This window comes from Mycobacterium sp. FW102-FHT13B02 (assembly GCF_058790275.1).
The window spans coordinates 140,092-160,319 of record NZ_JBYTCM010000009.1 but is presented as its reverse complement, the minus strand read 5'-3'; the positions used below and the strand labels follow the sequence as shown (position 1 = coordinate 160,319).

Sequence of the window (20,228 nt, the reverse complement as noted above, 5' to 3'; positions counted from 1 at the left end):
GGCCGGCGGATGGGTCTGGGGTACCCACGAAGGAGGTTCGGAAACGGTGGCTCAGTTCACCGGCTTGTAGCTGAACGACACCTTGCCGTCGGCGACGGCCGTGACCGTCAGCGTGTAGTCGCGGCTGTTTCCGCCGACAACCGCAGTGCACTTCTGGGTCGCCCCGACCTTGCTGTCCACGTCTCCGGCGCATTTCACGGCGCCCGCGCTCTGGCCCAGTTGCGCCGCGAGCGAGCTCTCGGCAACGGACTTCTCCAGTACGGGTGTCAGGCCGTAATTCATTGCGAGCCCGGACACTTCGCTCACCAGAGCGGTGCGGCGGCTGGTGAACCCGTCGTCGGTGATGTCGCACAGTGCCACCGCACCCTGCTTGCCCTCGAGTCCCGACAGGCACACCACGGAGTCGGGAGCGGACTTGCGTGCCCGGGTCACCATGTCCGCCACCGCCGCCTCCAGCTGGGTCTTGGAGACGGCCGGCGTCATCGAATAGCTGACCTTGCCGCCGTCGACCGCCGACACGGTGATGGTCGGCTGGATCCCGTAGGCGGGTGACATGGTGACGTCGCAGCGCGTGCTCTGCCCGACCCGGGCGATGAGGCCGCGCTCGCAGATCACCGCCTGCGGCGGCTGGCTGGTGAAGGCATCGTGGATGGCGCGCTCCAGAGATGCCTTGTCCACCATCGGCAGCTGCGCCGACGACTTGGCCGAGGCGGGCTCGGAGTCCGGGCGGGTGAGGCTGTAGACCAGCGCCGCGAGCCCGGTCACCAGCAGTCCAGCGATGACCACCAGTGCCAGGATGCGCGCCCTCATAGCCGCTATTGTGCCTGGCTACATCAAGTCATTTGCGGGCACGTCATTTCGGTGCTCGCGGTACCACGCGACGGTGCGCGCCAGCCCCTCGTCCAGCCCCACCTGCGGCGACCAGCCCAGTGCGCGCATCTTCGAGATGTCCGGGCACCGGCGCGGCGTGCCACCGGCCTGCAACTCGCCGGGCTTGATCTCGAGTTCGACCCCGACGGCACGGCCGATCCGCATCGCCAGCTCCCGGACACTCAGTTCCTCGTCGCTGCCGATGTGGTAAACCTCGCGGTGCCCGCCCTTTTCGTACATCGTCAGGATGCCCTGGACGATGTCGTCGACGTAGCAGAACGAGCGCGTCTCGCTGCCGTCGCCCTGGATCGGGAACACCGGGTCACCGGCCTCCTGACAGCCCAGCGCCCGCAGGATGAACTGCGGCTCGACGTGCTTCCACCCCATGTTGGGCCCGAAGACGTTGTGCGGCCGGAAGACCTGCACCTGCCGGTAGTGCTCCTGCCCGTAGTTGAAGGCGATCAGCTCGCTGACGATCTTGCCGCCGCCGTAGGAGTACCGCGGGTTGAGGCTGTCGGGCAGCATCAACGGGATGGTCTCGGGTGTGGGGATGATCGCGGGCGTCTGGTAGACCTCGGCGGTCGAGGCGACGATGAGGTCGGGCACCCCCGCGGCGCGGCCGGCGTTGGTCACCGCGAGGGCGCCGCGCAGACCGACGTCGAGCACCAGTTCCGGTTGCTTGTAAAAGTTCTCGGTGCCGTTGATGGCCGCCAGGTGCATGACGACCTCGGCGCCGGTGAACGCCTTCTCGAGGGCGTCCTGATCGCGGACGTCGCACGTGAAGAGTTCGACGTCCGAGGCGACTTCGGCGAACCGGCTGGCATCGCCGCGGACCATGGAGTCCACGACCGCGACCTGCCAGCCCTCCCGGACCAGTCGCTTGACCAGGTAGGCGCCGATGAATCCGCCGCCTCCGGTGACAACAACCCGCTTAGACACGCTCGGCGACCTTTCCGCTGCGGCCCACGGCGAAGTAGTTGTCGCCCAGTTCGGTGGCCGGCAGATGGCTGTAGTGGTTCCAGTAGTCGAAGACGAAACCGTCGGGGCTGATGAACTCGCTGATGGTGCGCGGCGAGATGGTGCCCAGCGACGGGTGGTTGTTGCCGAGAACCACGACGTCCGCGCCGCTCACCGCGTCACCGAACCGGTTGTAGACCTTGTGTCCCGGGAACGCTTCGGCCAGCACGTCGTTCGGCGTGACGGGGTCGTAGATCCCGATCTCGGCGTCCGGGTGCGCGGCCTTCAACTCATTGAAGACCTTGATGGACATCGACCCGCGCAGGTCGCTGGTCTCCGGCTGGCCCTTGAATGCCATGCCCAGCAGGTTGATCCGCAGCCGGCCGTCGGCGCCCAGCTTGCGCCGGGCGATCTCGCTGCTGATGAAGCGCACCGTCTCGGCGGGCTGGCGTTCGTTGACCAGGCGGCCGGCGGCGGTGATGTCGAGGGTGACGCCGCGTTCGCGCACGCTCTCCATCAGGATGTGCGGGTCCTTCTCCAGGCACGGCCCGCCCACCAGACCCGGCAGCGGGATGTTGGTGCGGTTGTAGCCGAGCTTGCCCGCCGAGATCACCTCGTAGGCGCTGACGCCGAAGGCGTCGCAAATCCGGGCGACTTCGTTGGCGAAGGCGAACTGGACGTCGCGGAACGTGTTGCTCACCAATTTGATGATCTCCGCGGTCTCGATATCGGAGACCAGCACGATCGAGCTGGTGAGCTTGCGGAAGACCGCGGCGGCGCGGTCGGCGACCGCCGGATCGTCGGCACCGACGATCTGCGGCAACTCGCGCAGTTCCTGCAGCGCCTTGCCTTCCAGGGTGCGCTCGGGGCACATCGCGATGTCGAAGGTCTTGCCACTGGCGGCCAGCATCGGCGCCACCACGTCGCGGGTGGTGCCGACCTTCACCGTCGAACGCAGGATGACCAGCGCGCCGTCCTCCATGTTTCCGGCGATGTCACGGGCCGCGGCCTCGATCATGTCGACGCGGGCCACACCGTCGGGCGACAACGGCGTGCCGACGGTGATGATGTAGGTGTCGCAGGAGAAGCTGTCGTCAAACGCGGTGACGGCCTTCAGTTTTCCGAATCGGGTGACGCCCTCGAGGGCATCGGGCAGGCCGGTCTCGGTGAAGTGCGGCAAACCCTGATTGGTCATATCGACCAATTCCTGACGGGTCTCGATTCCGATGACCGAGTTTCCGGCTTCGGCCAGCACGGTGGCCAGCGTCAGCCCCACATATCCCAGGCCGATGATTCCGACGTCGTATTTCTCTGGCAAATCCTCAATCCCTCCGGTCAGCCCTGTGGGAGACGCCTGATGTCATACCGCAGCGGTTATCGCGCAAACAAGTTTCGACCTTACGGGTCGTCGGCGCATTTCGGGCCTAGGTACGCTCACAGTGTGCCGCTGCCTGCTGACCCACATCCTGCCTTCGCCACCTACGCGCATCCCGATCGTTTGGTGACCGCCGACTGGCTGTCAGGCAACATCGGACGCCCCGGTCTGGCCATCGTCGAATCCGACGAAGACGTCCTGCTGTACGACACCGGCCACATCCCGGGTGCGGTCAAGATCGACTGGCACATCGACCTCAATGACCCGCATGTCCGCGATTACATCGACGGCGCGCAGTTCGCCGCCCTGATGGATCGCAAGGGCATCAGCCGCGACGACACCGTGGTGATCTACGGCGACAAGAGCAACTGGTGGGCGGCCTACGCGCTGTGGGTCTTCACCCTGTTCGGCCATCCGGACGTCCGGCTGCTCGACGGCGGCCGTGACCTGTGGATCACCAACGGCCGCGACACCACGCTCGACGTGCCGAGCAAGCAGACCTCGGGGTACCCGGTGGTGGAGCGCAACGACGCTCCGATCCGCGCCTACAAGGATGACGTCCTCGCCATCCTCGGCAAAGAACCGCTGATCGACGTCCGCTCGCCGCAGGAGTACACGGGCGAGCGCACCCACATGCCCGACTACCCGGAAGAGGGTGCGCTGCGCGGCGGCCACATCCCCACCGCGCGGTCCATCCCGTGGGCAAAGGCCGTCGACGACAGCGGGCGCTTCCGCAGCCGTGCCGAGCTCGACGAGCTGTACGGCTTCATCTCTCCCGACGACAAGCCCGTCGCCTACTGCCGCATCGGCGAGCGATCCAGCCACACCTGGTTTGTGCTGACCCACCTGCTGGGCCTGCCGGCCGTGCGTAACTACGACGGTTCCTGGACCGAGTGGGGCAACGCGGTGCGGGTGCCCGTGGCTGTTGGTGAAGAGCCGGGCCCAGCTCCGGCCCAAGCACCCTCGTGACCCTCCCCGCGGCCCTGGCCGAGGTGGTGTCGGATTTCGCCGACGTCCAGGGGCAGGACAAGCTGGCACTGCTGCTGGAGTTCGCCGGCGAACTCCCGCCGCTGCCGCCGTCGCTCGAAGAGGCGTCGATGGAGCCGGTTCCGGAGTGCCAGTCGCCACTGTTCCTCCACGTCGACGCGCAGGACCCCGAGCACGTGCGGCTGTACTTCAGTGCGCCGGCCGAGGCACCGACCACCCGGGGCTTCGCGGCGATTCTCGCAGCCGGCCTGGACGGCCTACCGGCATCGGACATCCTGGCGGTCCCCGACGATTTCTACGCGGACCTGGGGCTGGCGAAGCTGATCAGCCCGCTGCGCCTGCGGGGCATGTCGGCGATGCTGACGCGCATCAAGCGCCGCCTGCGTGACGATCAAGCGGCGAGGTACGAGCCGCGTTGAGGAACGCGGCAAATTAGATACCGCCTACGCGACGCTGCGTAACCCGGGTACGGCTCAGAAGAACGGCAGCTTGAACTTGCCGCTGTAGTGCAGGGCGTCCGGGTTGCGTTGACCGATGATCTTGCCGGGTACGCCGCCGACGATGCCGAACGGCGGCACTTCCTTATTGACGACGGTGTGCGCGGCGACGACGGCGCCGCGGCCGAGCAGCGATGGCAGGACGATCGCGCGGGTCGCGATCCACACGTGGTCGTCGATCACGATGGGGTCCGGTGGATTCGGTGCCGGCACGAAGTTCGGGTGGTTGATGTCGTGCCCGCCGGCGATGATGTGCGTGTCGCTGGCGATGACGACGTCGTTGCCGATCGCGATGCCCGCCCGCGCGTCCAGGACACACCGGAAGCCGATCGAGACGCGGTCACCGATCACCAGGTAGGGAATGGACCAGACGCTGGTGCCGCGGTTGATCGCGCTGCCCTTGCCGATCTTGGCGCCGAACAGCCTGAGGTAGCCGAGCCGGATGAAGTGAAACGGGATGTGGGTGACGACCGAGCTGTAGAACAGCGCGGCGTAGGTGTCCCGGATCCGGTGCCACAGGGTCTCCCCGGGCAGCTCGTGCTTGAGGATGTTGCCGTCCTCGTCGGTCACCCACTGCATCTTCGGTGGGATGCGCACGTTCGGGTTGACCGCCCGCTTGCGTGCGATCAATTCCGGGTCTGATGCCTGCGGCTCGACGAACAACGGTGTCCCCTAACTCGCGGATCCCTGGCGGGACCGGTGCGCCACCAGTATCACCCAAGCAGATGTTCGGTGAGAAAGCGCGGGTCAAGCGGGTCTCTTGGGCAATCTCTAAGAAAACGTCTCGGCGCACGCGTATCCCGAAGTGGGGAGCCGCCGGTTAGGCCTTACACTGCACCCGATACATTCTTAAAGACATTTCTTAGAGAACCGCCGTCAGGAGGCACTGTGGCCAACCACGCCAGTTCCAAGATCTCCAAGGTGCTAGTCGCCAACCGTGGAGAGATTGCCGTCCGGGTCATCCGGGCTGCCAAGGACGCCGGACTGGCCAGCGTCGCCGTCTACGCCGAGCCGGACGCCGATGCGCCGCACGTGCGGCTTGCCGATGAGGCCTTCGCCCTGGGCGGCCAGACCTCGGCCGAGTCCTACCTCGTCTTCGACAAGATCCTGGACGCCGCTGCCAAGTCGGGCGCCAACGCGATCCACCCGGGTTACGGCTTCCTGTCCGAGAACGCGGACTTCGCCCAGGCCGTCATCGACGCCGGTCTGATCTGGATCGGGCCCAGCCCGCAGTCCATCCGCGACCTCGGCGACAAGGTCACCGCGCGCCACATCGCCGCCAAGGCCAACGCGCCGCTGGTGCCGGGTACCCCGGACCCGGTCAAGGATGCCGACGAAATCCTGGCCTTCGCCAAGGAGTTCGGCCTGCCCATCGCCATCAAGGCCGCCTTCGGCGGTGGTGGCCGTGGCATGAAGGTCGCCCGCACCATCGAAGAGATCCCCGAGCTGTTCGACTCGGCCACCCGTGAGGCCGTCGCCGCCTTCGGCCGCGGCGAGTGCTTCGTCGAGCGCTACCTGGACAAGCCGCGCCACGTCGAGGCTCAGGTCATCGCCGACACCCACGGCAACGTTGTCGTCGCCGGTACCCGCGACTGCTCGCTGCAGCGCCGCTTCCAGAAGCTGGTCGAGGAGGCCCCGGCCCCCTTCCTGACCGACGCGCAGCGCAAGGAAATCCACGAGTCCGCCAAGCGCATCTGCAAGGAAGCCGGTTACTACGGTGCGGGCACCGTCGAATACCTGGTCGGCCAGGACGGCCTGATCAGCTTCCTCGAGGTCAACACCCGTCTGCAGGTGGAACACCCGGTCACCGAGGAGACCTCGGGCATCGACCTGGTGCTCCAGCAGTTCAAGATCGCCAACGGCGACGCCCTGGACATCACCGAGGACCCCACTCCGCGTGGCCACTCGTTCGAGTTCCGGATCAACGGCGAGGACGCCGGTCGCGGCTTCCTGCCGGCCCCCGGCCCCGTATCGAAGTTCGAGGCCCCGACCGGCCCCGGTGTCCGCATGGACTCGGGCGTGGAGAGCGGATCGGTCATCGGCGGTCAGTTCGACTCGATGCTGGCCAAGCTGATCGTCACCGGCGCCACCCGCGACGAGGCCCTGGCCCGCTCGCGCCGGGCGCTGGCGGAGTTCAACGTCGAGGGCCTGGCCACGGTCATCCCGTTCCACCGCGCCGTGGTCGCCGACCCCGCCTTCATCGGTGACGGCGAGAAGTTCGACGTGCATACCCGCTGGATCGAGACCGAGTGGAACAACACGGTCGAGCCGTTCACCGGTGGTGAGGCGCTGGACGACGAAGAGGCCGCGCCGCGCCAGAAGGTCGTCGTCGAGGTCGGTGGCCGTCGCGTCGAGGTGTCGCTGCCCGGCGATCTGGCCATCGGCGGCGGCGGTGGCGCAGCCACCGGTGCCATCAAGAAGAAGCCGAAGCCGCGCAAGCGTGGCGCCGCCGGCGGCAAGGCCGCCTCGGGTGACTCCGTCACCGCGCCGATGCAGGGCACCGTCGTGAAGGTCGCCGTCGAGGAGGGCCAGCAGGTCTCCGCGGGTGACCTGATCGTGGTGCTCGAGGCCATGAAGATGGAGAACCCGGTGACCGCGCACAAGGACGGCACCGTGACGGGCCTGTCGGTCGAGGCCGGCGCCGCCATCACGCAGGGCACCGTCATCGCCGAGCTGAAGGACTAGTTTTAGTCTGCTGGTTTTGACTCAGGGCTGTGATCCATCACGGATCGCAGCCCTGAGTTGTCTTCGAGGAGGAGTGCCGTGGAAGCCATCGAGATCAACGCCGGTGCCTGGTATCTGCGTGCCTTGCGCGCCGACGACCGGATGGACGACCGGCCGTCGCTCGCCGACTTGGGTGAGCACTCCCCCGACCACGTGGAAACCCGTGCCGCGCAATGGGAATCCGACACGCTGTATTCGTGGGCGGTGTGCGAGCCGACGACGGGTGAACTGCTCGCCGAGATCACGCTGGACCCCGCCACGCGCGAGATCATCGTGCGGACCCGGACCGGATTCGACGAAGCCGCCGCGACCGGAGTCGAGTCCGTGCGCCGCTTCGCCGCCGCGATGCTCGACTGACCACTCCCGGCCGAACGTGAAGTTGATCGCGAGTTGTCGCGGACTTTTCGCCATCGTGTTCACGTTCGAACGAACTCAAAACAGCAGCACCGGCAGGCTCATCGTCAGGACGATGGACATCAGTAGCAGCAGGAACCAGCCGGCCCCCTGCCAGGCCCACCAGACCTGGTCATTGCGCCAGGCGCGATAGGTCCGCACAAAAGCCCACACCCCGCTGCCGAACAGGAACAGCGGGCCGGCCAGCGCCAGCACGGTGCGGTACGGCTGTGAATACACCCAGGCGCACGCCGTCGTATCAAACCCGTGGCAGTGCCGGACCCAGACGGCGGCCAGCACCATGAACCCGACGCCGAGGCTGCCCATCACCAAGCCGAATCGCGCGGCCTCATGCACGTGGGGGTCGTCGTCGCGGAACCGATCAGTTGTGGGGCTGAGCATCGTTATCACCGCCAAACCCCAGTATGCGCCTGGTCGATGCCAGGGCGCCACTTCGTCCTCGGCGATCCGCTTGATCGCAGCCAGTCGCCGATCCCATTGTCGGCCAATGATTTCCATCCGGTTGCCCACTGCGCTGAGCGCCACCTGACCGACTCGGCCAACCGGCCGCGCCAGCTCGGCAACCCTCAGATTGCACTCTGTACGGCGCGCCCTCCTTCAGGATCATCAGCCCGATCGCACCGAATATCAGATTGGCGGCGATCTCCAATATCGCGGTCACCCACGAGAACGCCGTCACCCGCGCCCACGGCGGCGCATTGATGAAGCTGTCGCTGAAGAAACCCCACTTCGGAATCAGGTGCGCCGCGGTGAACCCCACCGCACCCGCGAACCCGATCCCGACGGCCGCGAGCGGTGCCCACCTGTTCCGCCTGAACACCAGCGCGATGGTCACAGCCGCGAGAATCAGCTGCAGCGTGCCACCGATCATCACCGCCGGCGGGATGACGTTCATTCCCCGTCGCAGGTGGTCAGCGCCGTGCAGGAGGAGCGCCACCGCCAAAAACCCTGCGGCCCAATCGAAGATTTGTTGCCAATTCCTGGATTCACCAGTCATCAGGATCACCTCTACTACGGAAGGTAGTAGCTCGTCGGCATCCTGTAAAGACCTGTCAGAGGCTGGCCCTACGATGCCTGGCGTGCAGATGAAACTCTTGGCCGCGGCAGGGCTGCTCGCCGGCGGCGCCGCGTATCTGCACGGCTGGACGTGGCAATCGGCGCTCGCCGTGGCCGTCGGCGTGCCCTTACTGCTCGCGGCCGTCCCGCACGTGGTCACCGGGATGCGTACGCCCAGCCGCCGCGAGGACCCCGTCCACGACATGTCCGGCACGGAGTTCGAGGACTACGTCGCCCGGATCGCCCGGTCCTGTGGTGTCCCGGTCATCATGACCGAACTGTCCGGGGACTGGGGTGTCGACCTGATCGTCGGTACCCGGCCGAATCGGCTTGCCATTCAATGCAAAAGGCTGTCCCGGCCCGTCGGCCCGGGCGCCGTGCAGGAAGTGGTCGCCGGCGCTCCCATGCAGGACTGCACCCACACCATGGTGGTCACCAACAACGACTTCACCGCGGCCGCACGGAAATTGGCCGAGTTGCACGACTGCACGCTGGTCAGCGGCAGCGAGCTGACCCGACTGCGCGGATTGATCCGCCAGCACGTACTAGAGCGTCGTTAGCACGTCCCGTACCGCCTGCACGGCTTCGTCGATCTCGGTCCGCGACACCGTCAGCGCCGGCCGGAACCGCACGGAGTCCACGCCGCTGGCCAGGAGGATGACGCGGCGCTGCCAGAGCCGCCGGAGCACCTCGTCCCGCTGCGCACCCGACGGCATGCTGAACGCACACATCAGCCCGCGCCCGCGCGGGTCGAGTACCAGCGCCGGAAATTCGCTTGCCAGACAACGTAACTGGCCCACCAGGTACCAGCCCATCCGCACGGCGTTGTCGATCAGCCCATCAGCTTCGATGACCTCGAGGATGCGCCGCGACCGCACCATGTCGGTGAGGTTGCCACCCCAGGTGGAGTTGATCCGTGAGCTGACGTGGAAGACGTTGTCGGGGACTTCGTCAACCCTGGTCCCGAATCGCTCCTCGCGTGCGCGGCCACCCGCCATCACCCCGCACACCTGGGCCTTCTTCCCGAAGGCCACCACGTCGGGCGTCACCCCCAATTGCTGGTAGGCCCATGGGGTCCCGGTCATGCCGACGCCGGTCTGCACTTCGTCGAAGATCAGCAGCGCGTCGTACTCGAGACACAAATCCCGCATCGCGGCGAAGAACTCGGGCCGCATGTGCCGGTCCCCGCCTTCACCCTGGATGGGCTCGGCGATGAAACAGGCGATGTCGTGCGGATGCGCCTCGAACGCCGCCCGCGCTTGGCGTAGCGATTCACGTTCCAGCGCAACGATATCCACACCGGGCGCCACCACCGGAGCGTCGATCCGTGGCCAGTCGAATTTCGGGAATCGGGCAACCTTGCCCGGGTCCGTGTTGGTCAGCGACATGGTGTAGCCGCTGCGGCCATGGAAGGCGCCGCGCAGATGCAGCACCCGGGTGCCCAGCGCCGGGTCGATGCCACGGGACTCATTCAGGCGGCTCTTCCAGTCGAATGCCACCTTCAGCGCGTTCTCCACGGCCAGCGCGCCGCCGTCGACGAAGAACAGGTGCGGCAGCGCCGGGTCACCCAGCACGCGCGCGAACGTCTGAACGAAGCGCGCCATCGGCACGGTGTAGACGTCGGAGTTGCTCGGCTTGTTCACCGCCGCCTGCGCGAGTTCGGCGCGGAATGCCGGCTCGGTCAGCGCCGGGTGGTTCATCCCCAATGCCGAGGACGCGAAGAACGTGAACATGTCCAGGTACCGGCTACCGTCGCGGGCGTCGACGAGATACGACCCCGCGGACCGGTCCAGGTCGAGAACCAGATCCAACCCGTCGGTCAGGATGCTGCGCCCCAGTACGTCACGGACGTCGCGGGCATTACCCGCCGAGAGGCCGTCGCCAGAAGTCAGAACAGCGGTCATACCGCCATTCTAACGCAATATTTACAGTCCACATGGCGTACAACAGGAACTATTCCGGTAACGAGACCTGATCATCGTAAAAAGTCTGTAAGATGATGGTGCTTCGCGTGCGTACGTTGGCAATGGTCCGGATCCGCTGCAGCAGGCCTTCCAGCGCCCGCGCCGAGGCAACGCGCACCAGCAGGACGTAGCTTTCGTCGCCGGCCACCGAGTGGCAGGACTCGATTTCGGGGAAGTGCTGCAGCCGCGCCGGGGCATCATCAGGTTGGGAAGGATCGAGCGGGGTGATCGCAACGAACGCCGACAGCATGTGGCCGACGGCCTCGGGGCTGATCCGTGCGGTGTATCCGGTGATGACGCCGCGGGATTCCAGTCGGCGCACCCGCGATTGCACTGCCGACACCGACAACCCTGCCGCCGTCGCCAGGTGCGCCAGCGTCGCCCGGCCGTCGGCTATGAGCTCCCGCACCAGGATTCGATCGACATCGTCAAGCGCTTCGGCCATGGCCGGAGACTACCCCCAGGGCCTATCGGCGGGCAGGAGCGGAGCGACTCGGGGGTCAGCACAGTGACGGTCCCGACGTGGGAGCTGCGCGCCGCGTTCGCCGCCGCCCTGTCCCAGATGTACGGCGCCGAGGTACCGGCCTACACCACACTCGTGGACGTCAGTACGGCCGTGAACCGCGACTGCGCCACCGATGGCCGGCTCGGATCCATCGACCGGGTCACCGCCGAACGGCACGGCGCCATCAGGGTCGGCAGCCCAGCCGAACTCGCCGACGTCGCAAGCCTTTTCGCGGCCTTCGGCATGCACCCGGTCGGGTTCTACGACCTGCGCGAAGCCGCCTCACCAGTCCCCGTGGTCTCCACCGCCTTCCGCCCGATCGAGGCAGAAGAGCTGGACCGCAACCCGTTTCGCATTTTCACCTCGATGCTGGCCACCGAGGACGCCCGCTTCTTCTCCCCCGACCTGCGCACTCGGGTGCAACACTTCGTCGGGCGGCGCCAACTGTTCGACCCGGCATTGCTCGCCCAGGCCCGCCGGATCGCCGCCGACGGCTGCCCGGCAGCCGATGCCGACGAGTTCGTGCGGCGCGCCGTCGCGGCGTTCGCGTTGTCGCGCAGTCCGATCGACAAGGCCTGGTACGACGAGCTCAGCGCCGTCTCCGCCGTCGCCGCGGATATCGCCGGCGTCAGCACCACCCACATCAATCACCTGACCCCTCGCGTGCTCGACATCGACGAGCTGTACCGGCGAATGACGGCCCGCGGCATCACCATGATCGATGCCATCCAAGGCCCGCCCCGTACCGACGGACCGCCGGTCCTGTTACGGCAGACCTCGTTCCGGGCCCTGGCCGAACCACGTACCTTCCGCAACCCGGACGGCAGTGTGTCCGGCGGGAGCCTGCGGGTGCGCTTCGGCGAGGTCGAGGCGCGCGGAGTGGCGTCGACCCCGGCGGGCCGGGAACGCTACGACGCCGCGATGGCCGACCAGCAGCACTGGGATCGGTACTTCCCCGCCACCGACACCGAGATGGCCGCACAGGGCCTGGCCTACTATCGCGGCGGCGACCCCACGAAACCCGTTGTCTACGAGGATTTCCTCCCGGCGTCCGCGGCCGGCATCTTCCGGTCGAACCTGGACCGGGATGCACAACTCGAAGCCACCGACGACCGCTCCGACTACAGCCTCGACTGGATGGCCGGTGTCATCGGCCATCACATCCATGACCCTTACGACCTCTACGAGAAAGCGGCATCATGACCTCTGTGCAGAATCATCTCTTGCCCACCGCCGACCAGCTCCGCGACCGCGTGCGTACCGCGCTGCAGGCCGTCGGTGCCCACGTCACGCTGGGCGAGCCCGGCGCCCACGGCCTGCACGCCAGCACCCCGATCACCGGCGAGGTCCTCTTCACACTTCCCGAGACCACTACCGACGAGGCAGATGTCGCGATCGCCGAGGCGGCGCAGGCGTTTTCCACCTGGCGCACCACCCCGGCCCCCGTGCGCGGTGCGCTCGTGGCCCGGCTGGGTGAGCTGCTCGTCGAGCACAAGGCCGATCTCGGCACGCTGGTGACCATCGAGGCCGGCAAGATCACCTCCGAGGCACTCGGCGAGGTGCAGGAGATGATCGACATCTGCCAGTTCGCCGTCGGCCTCTCCCGGCAGCTGTACGGACGCACCATCGCATCCGAGCGGCCCGGGCACCGGCTCATGGAGACCTGGCATCCGCTCGGGGTGGTCGGCGTCATCACGGCGTTCAACTTCCCCGTCGCCGTCTGGGCCTGGAACACCGCCATCGCGTTGGTGTGTGGCGACACCGTGGTGTGGAAGCCCTCCGAGCTCACCCCGCTGACCGCCGTCGCCTGCCAGGCGCTGCTGGAGCGCGCCGCTTCAGATGTCGGTGCGTCCGAGCATGTCGGTCGCCTGGTGCTGGGCGGCCGCGAGATCGGCGAGCAGCTGGTCGACGATCCGCGCGTGGCGCTGGTGAGCGCGACCGGATCGGTCCGGATGGGCCGGCAGATCGGCCCGCGCGTGGCCCAGCGGTTCGGCAAGGTGCTGCTGGAGCTCGGCGGCAACAACGCCACCGTCGTCACCCCGTCGGCCGATCTCGATCTCGCGGTGCGCGGCATCGTGTTCGCCGCCGCCGGCACCGCCGGGCAGCGCTGCACGACGCTGCGCCGCGTCATCTCGCACCGCAGCGTGGTCGATACGTTGGTGCAGCGCATCGTCACCGCCTACCAGAGCCTGCCGGTGGGCGATCCCGCCGCCGAGGGGACCCTGATCGGCCCGCTGATCCACGAGCGGTCCTACCGCGACATGGTGGGCGCGCTGGAACAGGCCCGCGCCGAAGGCGGCGAGGTCACCGGCGGCGAGCGCGTGCAGCTGCACCCCAGCTCGTACTACGTCACACCGGCGGTCGTGCGGATGCCCGGGCAGACGGCCATCGTGCACCAGGAGACGTTCGCGCCGATCCTGTACGTGCTGACCTACGACACCCTCGACGAGGCCATCGCCCTCAACAATGCCGTGCCGCAGGGGCTTTCGTCGGCGATCTTCACCACCGACATCCGGGAGGCCGAACGCTTCATGGCCGCCGACGGGTCGGACTGCGGCATCGCCAACGTCAACATCGGTACCTCCGGCGCGGAGATCGGCGGCGCGTTCGGCGGCGAGAAGCAGACGGGTGGCGGGCGCGAATCGGGCTCCGATTCCTGGAAGGCTTACATGCGGCGTGCCACCAACACCGTCAACTACTCGTCCGATCTGCCGTTGGCGCAAGGAGTCCAGTTCGGTTGAGCCCGTGATGCGGTAGACATGAGCCCGTGAAGATCGAAGGTGCGGTGGCGGTCGTCACCGGAGCGGGTTCGGGTATCGGCAGATCCATTGCGACGGCGTTGGCCGCCGGCGGTGCATCGGTCGTCGCCGGTGACATCAACGCTGAAGCCGCCGCGAAGACGGCCGCGGGCTTCGGCGGAATCGGCGTCGGTGCCGACGCCTCGTCGGTCGATGGCATCGCGACGCTGCTCGACGCCGCCCGGGAGGCGTACGGGCCGGTGGACATCTACGTGGCGAACGCCGGCATCACCGGGGAGCCCGGACTCGGCGACGACGAAGCCGCGTGGGATCGCATCATCGACATCAACCTGCGCGCGCACCTCCGTGCCGCCAAAGCTCTTGTGCCCGACTGGCTCGAGCGCGGTGCCGGGCACTTCGTCGCCGTCGCCTCGGCGGCCGGCCTGCTCACCCAACTCGGTGCGGCCGGGTACAGCGTCACCAAGCACGCCGCCGTCGGCTTCGCGGAATGGCTCACCATCACCTACGGCGACAACGGCATCGGCGTCAGCTGTGTCTGCCCGATGGGCGTGGACACACCCCTGCTCCGCGGCATGACCGACTCCCCCGACGCCGCGATCCGGGTCGCCGGCAACGCCGTGACGCACGCGGGCAACGTGGTCGGGCCGGACGAGGTCGCCGCGCTCGTGGCCCAGGCCATCGAGGACGGCACGTTCCTGGTACTGCCCCATCCCGAGGTTCTGGAGATGTACCGGCAGAAGGGCGCCGACTACGACCGCTGGATCGCCGGCATGCGGCGGTATCAACGCACCCTCAACCAGTGATGTGGCGCCCACCGGCTCAGCCCGCTCCCCAAACCCCCAACCGTGGGACAACTTCGGGTCGGTCAGCGGACCCGCCGCCAACGTAACGTCACGGCGGAAAAACTGCCCCGATGCCGCCCTGGCGTTACGCTCGCGCCCAGCCCGGTGACCACAGTGGCTCCTGTGACTCGACGCGAGCCACAGGCAGCCGGCGCGGCGCGTCAATGTCGGACCCACCGGGCAGTATGGACACGTGAATTCACTCGACAGGTTCAGTGACCTGACCCGGGAGTGGTTCGCGGCTGCCTTCAGCACCCCCACCCCGGCTCAGGCGCAGGCCTGGCAGGCCATTGCCGACGGGCACAACACACTGGTCATCGCCCCCACGGGGTCCGGCAAGACGCTGGCGGCGTTCCTCTGGGCCATCGACCAGCTGGCCCAGGAGCCCGCCAACACCAACGGCACCAAGGGCACAAAAGTCCTCTACGTCTCACCGCTGAAGGCCCTCGCGGTCGACGTCGAGCGCAACCTGTCCACGCCACTGACCGGCATCACGCGGGTGGCCGAACGCCGGGGTGAGGCGGCGCCCAAGATCACCGTCGGAGTGCGGTCGGGTGACACGTCACCGGCACAGCGCCGTCAATTGATCGCCACGCCGCCGGACATCCTGATCACCACACCCGAGTCGCTGTTCCTCATGTTGACATCGGCCGCCCGGGAGACGCTCGCGACGGTGCGGACCGTGATCGTCGACGAGGTGCACGCGGTCGCGGCCACCAAACGCGGTGCGCACCTGGCGCTTTCACTGGAACGTCTCGATCAGTTGCTCGACAAGCCGGCGCAACGCATCGGCCTGTCCGCGACCGTCAAACCACCCGAAGAGGTGGCCCGCTTCCTGTCCGGGGCCGCCCCCACCACCATCGTCAAACCACCGGCCACCAAAACCTTCGACCTGAGCGTCGAGGTACCGGTGCCAGACATGACCAATCTCGACGGCGGCACCATCTGGCCCGATGTCGAGGAACGCATCGTCGACCTGATCGAATCGCACAATTCGTCGCTGGTGTTCGCCAATTCCCGGCGGCTCGCCGAACGACTCACGGCCCGGCTCAACGAGATTCACGCCGCCCGGTCCGGCATCGAGTTGCCGGGCGAGCGCAACCCGCAGGTCGGCGGCGGCGCGCCGGCGAATCTCATGGGCAGTGGCCAGACGTTCGGCGCGCCGAGCCTGCTCGCCAAGGCTCATCATGGCTCGGTCAGCAAAGAGGCCCGCGCCCAGGTCGAAGACGACCTCAAGAGCGGACGGCTCAAAGCCGTGGTCGCCACGTCCAGCCTGGAACTCGGCATCGACATGGGCGCCGTCGATCTGGTCATCCAGGTCGAGGCGCCGCCGTCGGTCGCCAGCGGCCTGCAGCGCATCGGCCGCGCCGGCCACCAGGTCGGCGAGATCTCCGAGGGTGTGCTGCTGCCCAAACACCGCACCGACCTCATCGACTGTGCCGTCACGGTGCAGCGCATGCGCGCCGGCGAGATCGAAACCCTGCAGGTACCGGCCAACCCGCTCGACGTGCTGGCCCAGCACACCGTCGCCGCCGCCGCTCTCGAGCCGCTCGATGCCGACCGTTGGTTCGACGCCGTCCGGCGCAGCGCGCCGTTCGCCGCGCTGCCGCGCAGTGCGTTCGAAGCGACGCTGGACCTGCTGGCCGGCAAGTACCCGTCCACCGAATTCGCCGAGTTGCGGCCGCGGCTGGTCTATGACCGCGACACCGGAACCCTGACCGCCCGGCCCGGCGCGCAACGACTGGCCGTGACCTCCGGCGGTGCCATCCCGGACCGCGGCATGTTCACCGTCTATCTGGCCACCGGTGACGAAAAGCCTTCGCGGGTAGGCGAACTCGACGAGGAGATGGTGTACGAGTCGCGTCCCGGCGACGTCATCTCCCTGGGCGCCACCAGCTGGCGGATCACCGAGATCACCCATGATCGCGTGTTGGTCCTGCCCGCTCCGGGCCAGCCCGCCCGGTTGCCGTTCTGGCGGGGCGACGCGGTCGGTCGTCCCGCCGAACTGGGTGCGGCCATCGGCGCCTTCACCGGAAAGCTCGCCGGACTGTCTCGCACCGAATTCGAAGAGTATTGCAGCACAATGGGTTTCAACGCCTACGCCACCGACAACCTGTGGCAGCTGCTGGACGAGCAGCGGCAGGCCACCGGCACGGTGCCAACCGACACCACCTTCGTGGTGGAACGGTTCCGCGACGAGCTCGGCGACTGGCGAATCATCTTGCACTCCCCCTACGGGCTGCGGGTACACGGACCGCTGGCGCTGGCTGTGGGTCGGCGGATCATGGAGCGCTACGGCATCGACGAGAAGCCGACGGCATCCGACGACGGCATGGTGCTGCGGCTGCCCGACACCGGTGAAAACCCGCCCGGTGCAGACATTTTCGTCTTCGATGCCGACGAGATCGAGACCATCGTGACGGCCGAGGTCGGCGGGTCGGCGCTGTTCGCGTCGCGCTTCCGCGAATGTGCGGCACGGGCGCTGCTGTTGCCGCGGCGCCACCCCGGTAAGCGGTCGCCGTTGTGGCACCAGCGGCAGCGAGCCGCCCAGCTGCTGGACATCGCCCGTAAGTACCCGGATTTCCCGATCGTGCTGGAGACCGTGCGGGAGTGCCTGCAGGACGTCTACGACGTCCCGATGCTCACCGAGTTGATGCGGCGCGTCGCGCAACGACGGATCCGGGTTCTCGACGTGCAGACCGCCACGCCGTCACCCTTCGCCGCATCGTTGCTGTTCGGCTACGTCGGCGCATTCATGTACGAGGGCGACAGCCCGCTGGCGGAACGGCGCGCTGCCGCATTGTCGTTGGACGCCACCCTGCTCGCCGAGCTGCTGGGCCGGGTCGAACTGCGCGAACTACTCGATCCCGACGTGGTGGCCTCGACCAGTCGCCAGCTGCAACACCTGACCGAGGACCGGGCCGCCCGCGACGCCGAGGGCATCGCCGACCTCCTGCGACTACTCGGACCCCTGAGCACCGAGGAACTGCGGCAGCGTTGCACCGCAAGCGATGTCGAGGCGTGGTGCGCCACCCTGCAAGCCGCCAAACGCGCGGTCTCGGTGACATTCGCAGGGCAAAGCTGGTGGGCCGCGGTCGAGGACATGGGGCTGCTGCGCGACGGCCTCGGCGTCGCAGTACCCGTCGGCGTGCCGGCCAGTTTCACCGCGACGGTGTCCGACCCGCTGGGCGAACTGCTCGGCCGTTACGCCAGGACCAACGGGCCGTTCACTACCATCCAGGCGGCCGCCCGGTTCGGCCTGGGACATCGCGTGACCGCTGACGCCCTCAGCCGGATGGTGTTGGACGGCAAGCTCATCCGTGGCGAGTTCACCGACATTCCCGACAGCGTCGACCAACAGTGGTGTGACGCAACGGTTCTGAAGATTCTGCGCCGCCGGTCACTGGCCGCGCTGCGGGCCCAGATCGAACCCGTCAGCACCACCGCGTACGCCCGCTTCCTGCCCGCGTGGCAGCAGTTCGGCGACGCCCACGGCATCGACGGGCTGGCATCGGTCATCGAACAACTTGCCGGCGTGCCGATTCCGGCGTCTGCGGTCGAACCGCTCGTCTTCGGCCAACGGGTGTCGGACTACCAACCAGCCATGCTCGACGAACTGCTGGCCTCGGGTGAAGTCACCTGGTCGGGGGCCGGCCAGATCGGCGGAAACGACGGCTGGATCGTGTTCCACCGGGCCGACACCGCGCCGCTGTCGCTGGCGCCGGGCACCGAGATCGAGTTCACCGACACGCACCGCGAGCTGCTGGATACCTTGGCCAACGGCGGTGCCTACTTCTTCCGGCAGCTGGCAGCCAGCGACGCCCCCGAGGACAGCGCCGGCGCGAAACAGGCGCTGTGGGAATTGATCTGGGCCGGCTGGGTTACCGGCGACACCTTTGCCCCGGTACGGGCGATGCTCGGCAATGCCGGGCGAAAGCCGGGGGGTGCCCACCGGCAGCGGCAGCGCCCGCCCCGGCTCAGCCGCTACAGCGTGGCCCGGCCGCAGGCCCGCACGGTGGACCCGACCGTCGCCGGGCGCTGGTCAGCGCTGCCGGCGGCCGAACCCGAATCGACTGTGCGCGCCCACTTTCAGGCCGAGCTGCTGCTGAACCGCTACGGCGTCGTCACCCGCGGCGCGGCCGACGGCCTACCCGGCGGATTCGCCTCGTTGTACAAAGTCCTGACCGCGTTCGAGGAAGCCGGCCGCTGCCAGCGCGGGTATTTCATCGAATCGCTTGGTGGCGCACAGTTCGCGGTGGCCTCGACGGTGGACCGGCTGCGCAATTATCTCGACAGCGTCGATCAGAGCAACCCCGACTACAACGCCATCGTCTTGGCCGCCACCGACCCCGGCAATCCCTACGGCGCCGCGCTGCCGTGGCCCGAGGTCGCGGGCCACCGGCCCGGCCGCAAAGCGGGCGCACTGGTGGCGTTGGTCGACGGCGAGTTGGTGTGGTTCCTGGAGCGCGGCGGCAAGTCGCTGTTGTCTTTCGACGCCACCCCGGAACAACAACGTGCGGCCGCCGGCGCGCTGGCGGACCTGGTGAGTGCGGGGCGCTTGCAGTCGTTGTTGATCGAAAAGGTCAACGGGGAGCCCGTGCTGGCGCCGGCACCCGACGCCGAGCAGGCACAGGTCCACGCCGCGCTGACCGACGCCGGGTTCTCGCGGACGCCACGGGGGCTGCGGCTCCGCTAGGCGTCTGGCTTCACGTTCGGCAATATCGAGACCATGGATATCGGTTTGTCCGACGCCGACATCGCAGCGATGACGCCGGCCGAGCGGCAGGACCTCATCACGCGACTGCAACGTCCGCGGGATGAAGTGTTCCCACCGGCGATGGCCACCAGGATGCGGCGCATCCGGCTGACGTTGATGACCGGCAGCAGCATCGTGTTGATCCCGTGGGTCGTCTACCTCGGTTTCGCACTTCCCGACAACTACACGGCGCACAACTGGCCCGCGACGTGGATCGGCTTCGACGTTCTACTGGTCGCATTCATGACAGCGACGGCCGTGTTGGGCTGGTTGCGTCGACAACTGGTTCTACTCACCGCGTTCACGACCGGGGTGCTGCTGGCGTGTGACGCCTGGTTCGACGTCATGACCTCAGACTTCGGGCACGACGCGACCGTGCCATTGATGACTGCGGCGTTGATCGAGCTGCCCCTGGCTGTACTCATGATCTCCGGTGCAGTTCGGATTCTCCGTCTGACCGCGACGCGGCTGTGGTTCCTCGAACCCGGTGCGCCCCTGTGGCGGCTGCCGCTGCTCCCCTGA

At 67.7% G+C, this 20,228-nt stretch carries 18 protein-coding genes; 10 read left to right on the top strand and 8 right to left on the bottom strand.

Going from position 1 to position 20,228, the window contains the following annotated elements:
- Positions 1-51: 51 nt before the first annotated feature.
- Genes AC3WTE_RS17670 through AC3WTE_RS17660 form a run of 3 tightly spaced genes read right to left on the bottom strand, consistent with a single transcriptional unit; the run spans position 52 to position 3,145 of the window.
- Complete coding sequence (locus AC3WTE_RS17670; RefSeq protein ID WP_492439461.1) at positions 52-810, bottom strand: DUF4333 domain-containing protein; 759 nt, start codon at positions 808-810, stop codon at positions 52-54.
- 18 nt (positions 811-828) lie between these two features.
- A complete protein-coding gene (locus AC3WTE_RS17665; protein WP_492439460.1) occupies positions 829-1,809 on the bottom strand; it encodes an NAD-dependent epimerase/dehydratase family protein in 981 nt (326 codons plus the stop codon).
- Positions 1,802-3,145: a nucleotide sugar dehydrogenase gene (locus AC3WTE_RS17660; RefSeq protein WP_492439458.1), complete on the bottom strand. Its 1,344-nt coding sequence runs from the start codon at positions 3,143-3,145 to the stop codon at positions 1,802-1,804. Before AC3WTE_RS17660 ends, AC3WTE_RS17665 begins: the two co-directional genes overlap by 8 nt.
- 123 nt (positions 3,146-3,268) lie before the next feature.
- Between AC3WTE_RS17660 and AC3WTE_RS17655 the strand changes: the two genes are divergently transcribed.
- Together AC3WTE_RS17655 and AC3WTE_RS17650 are read left to right on the top strand one after the other, a co-directional pair.
- Entirely contained in the window at positions 3,269-4,171 is a 903-nt protein-coding gene (locus tag AC3WTE_RS17655) for a sulfurtransferase (RefSeq protein ID WP_492439456.1), read from the top strand.
- Positions 4,168-4,608, top strand: a complete 441-nt coding sequence (locus AC3WTE_RS17650; protein WP_492439454.1) for a SufE family protein — start codon at positions 4,168-4,170, stop codon at positions 4,606-4,608. The genes AC3WTE_RS17655 and AC3WTE_RS17650 overlap by 4 nt, the downstream gene beginning before the upstream one ends.
- Before the next feature lie 54 nt (positions 4,609-4,662).
- Here the strand turns inward: AC3WTE_RS17650 and AC3WTE_RS17645 are convergent, their stop codons facing one another.
- Positions 4,663-5,349, bottom strand: a complete 687-nt coding sequence (locus tag AC3WTE_RS17645) for an acyltransferase (RefSeq protein WP_492439452.1) — start codon at positions 5,347-5,349, stop codon at positions 4,663-4,665.
- 225 nt (positions 5,350-5,574) lie between these two features.
- On the opposite strand from AC3WTE_RS17645, the gene AC3WTE_RS17640 reads away from it, so the two are divergent.
- Entirely contained in the window at positions 5,575-7,371 is a 1,797-nt protein-coding gene (locus tag AC3WTE_RS17640) for an acetyl/propionyl/methylcrotonyl-CoA carboxylase subunit alpha (protein ID WP_492439450.1), read from the top strand.
- A 78-nt stretch (positions 7,372-7,449) separates the two neighbouring features.
- Positions 7,450-7,767, top strand: a complete 318-nt coding sequence (locus tag AC3WTE_RS17635; protein WP_492439448.1) for a hypothetical protein — start codon at positions 7,450-7,452, stop codon at positions 7,765-7,767.
- Between the two features lie 75 nt (positions 7,768-7,842).
- On the opposite strand, the gene AC3WTE_RS17630 is transcribed toward AC3WTE_RS17635, so the two are convergent.
- The gene (locus AC3WTE_RS17630; protein WP_492439447.1) at positions 7,843-8,205 is read right to left on the bottom strand and encodes a hypothetical protein; all 363 of its coding nucleotides are present in this window, start codon (positions 8,203-8,205) and stop codon (positions 7,843-7,845) included.
- The gene (locus AC3WTE_RS17625) at positions 8,186-8,659 is read right to left on the bottom strand and encodes a hypothetical protein (RefSeq protein ID WP_492439445.1); all 474 of its coding nucleotides are present in this window, start codon (positions 8,657-8,659) and stop codon (positions 8,186-8,188) included. The genes AC3WTE_RS17630 and AC3WTE_RS17625 overlap by 20 nt, the downstream gene beginning before the upstream one ends.
- A gap of 235 nt (positions 8,660-8,894) precedes the next feature.
- Between AC3WTE_RS17625 and AC3WTE_RS17620 the strand changes: the two genes are divergently transcribed.
- Positions 8,895-9,440: a restriction endonuclease gene (locus tag AC3WTE_RS17620; protein WP_492439443.1), complete on the top strand. Its 546-nt coding sequence runs from the start codon at positions 8,895-8,897 to the stop codon at positions 9,438-9,440.
- Here AC3WTE_RS17620 and lat read toward each other — a convergent pair.
- Together lat and AC3WTE_RS17610 are read right to left on the bottom strand one after the other, a co-directional pair.
- Positions 9,426-10,784 carry an L-lysine 6-transaminase gene (lat, locus tag AC3WTE_RS17615; protein ID WP_492439441.1) on the bottom strand — a complete coding sequence of 453 codons (1,359 nt, stop codon included), beginning with the start codon at positions 10,782-10,784 and terminating at the stop codon, positions 9,426-9,428. The genes AC3WTE_RS17620 and lat overlap by 15 nt on opposite strands.
- 49 nt (positions 10,785-10,833) lie before the next feature.
- On the bottom strand, positions 10,834-11,289 hold the full coding sequence (locus AC3WTE_RS17610; protein WP_492439439.1) for an Lrp/AsnC family transcriptional regulator: 456 nt from the start codon (positions 11,287-11,289) through the stop codon (positions 10,834-10,836).
- A 63-nt stretch (positions 11,290-11,352) separates the two neighbouring features.
- Here AC3WTE_RS17610 and hglS point away from each other — a divergent pair, with 63 nt between their 5' ends.
- From hglS to AC3WTE_RS17585, 5 genes are all read left to right on the top strand, one after another.
- Positions 11,353-12,552 (top strand): 2-oxoadipate dioxygenase/decarboxylase, encoded by a 1,200-nt coding sequence (gene hglS / locus AC3WTE_RS17605; protein ID WP_492439437.1) that lies wholly within the window; start codon positions 11,353-11,355, stop codon positions 12,550-12,552.
- Positions 12,549-14,090: an L-piperidine-6-carboxylate dehydrogenase gene (gene amaB / locus AC3WTE_RS17600; RefSeq protein WP_492439435.1), complete on the top strand. Its 1,542-nt coding sequence runs from the start codon at positions 12,549-12,551 to the stop codon at positions 14,088-14,090. The genes hglS and amaB overlap by 4 nt, the downstream gene beginning before the upstream one ends.
- Before the next feature lie 26 nt (positions 14,091-14,116).
- Positions 14,117-14,911, top strand: a complete 795-nt coding sequence (locus AC3WTE_RS17595) for an SDR family oxidoreductase (protein WP_492439434.1) — start codon at positions 14,117-14,119, stop codon at positions 14,909-14,911.
- A gap of 232 nt (positions 14,912-15,143) precedes the next feature.
- Complete coding sequence (locus tag AC3WTE_RS17590; protein WP_492439432.1) at positions 15,144-19,646, top strand: ATP-dependent helicase; 4,503 nt, start codon at positions 15,144-15,146, stop codon at positions 19,644-19,646.
- A gap of 33 nt (positions 19,647-19,679) precedes the next feature.
- Positions 19,680-20,228 carry a hypothetical protein gene (locus AC3WTE_RS17585; protein ID WP_492439431.1) on the top strand — a complete coding sequence of 183 codons (549 nt, stop codon included), beginning with the start codon at positions 19,680-19,682 and terminating at the stop codon, positions 20,226-20,228.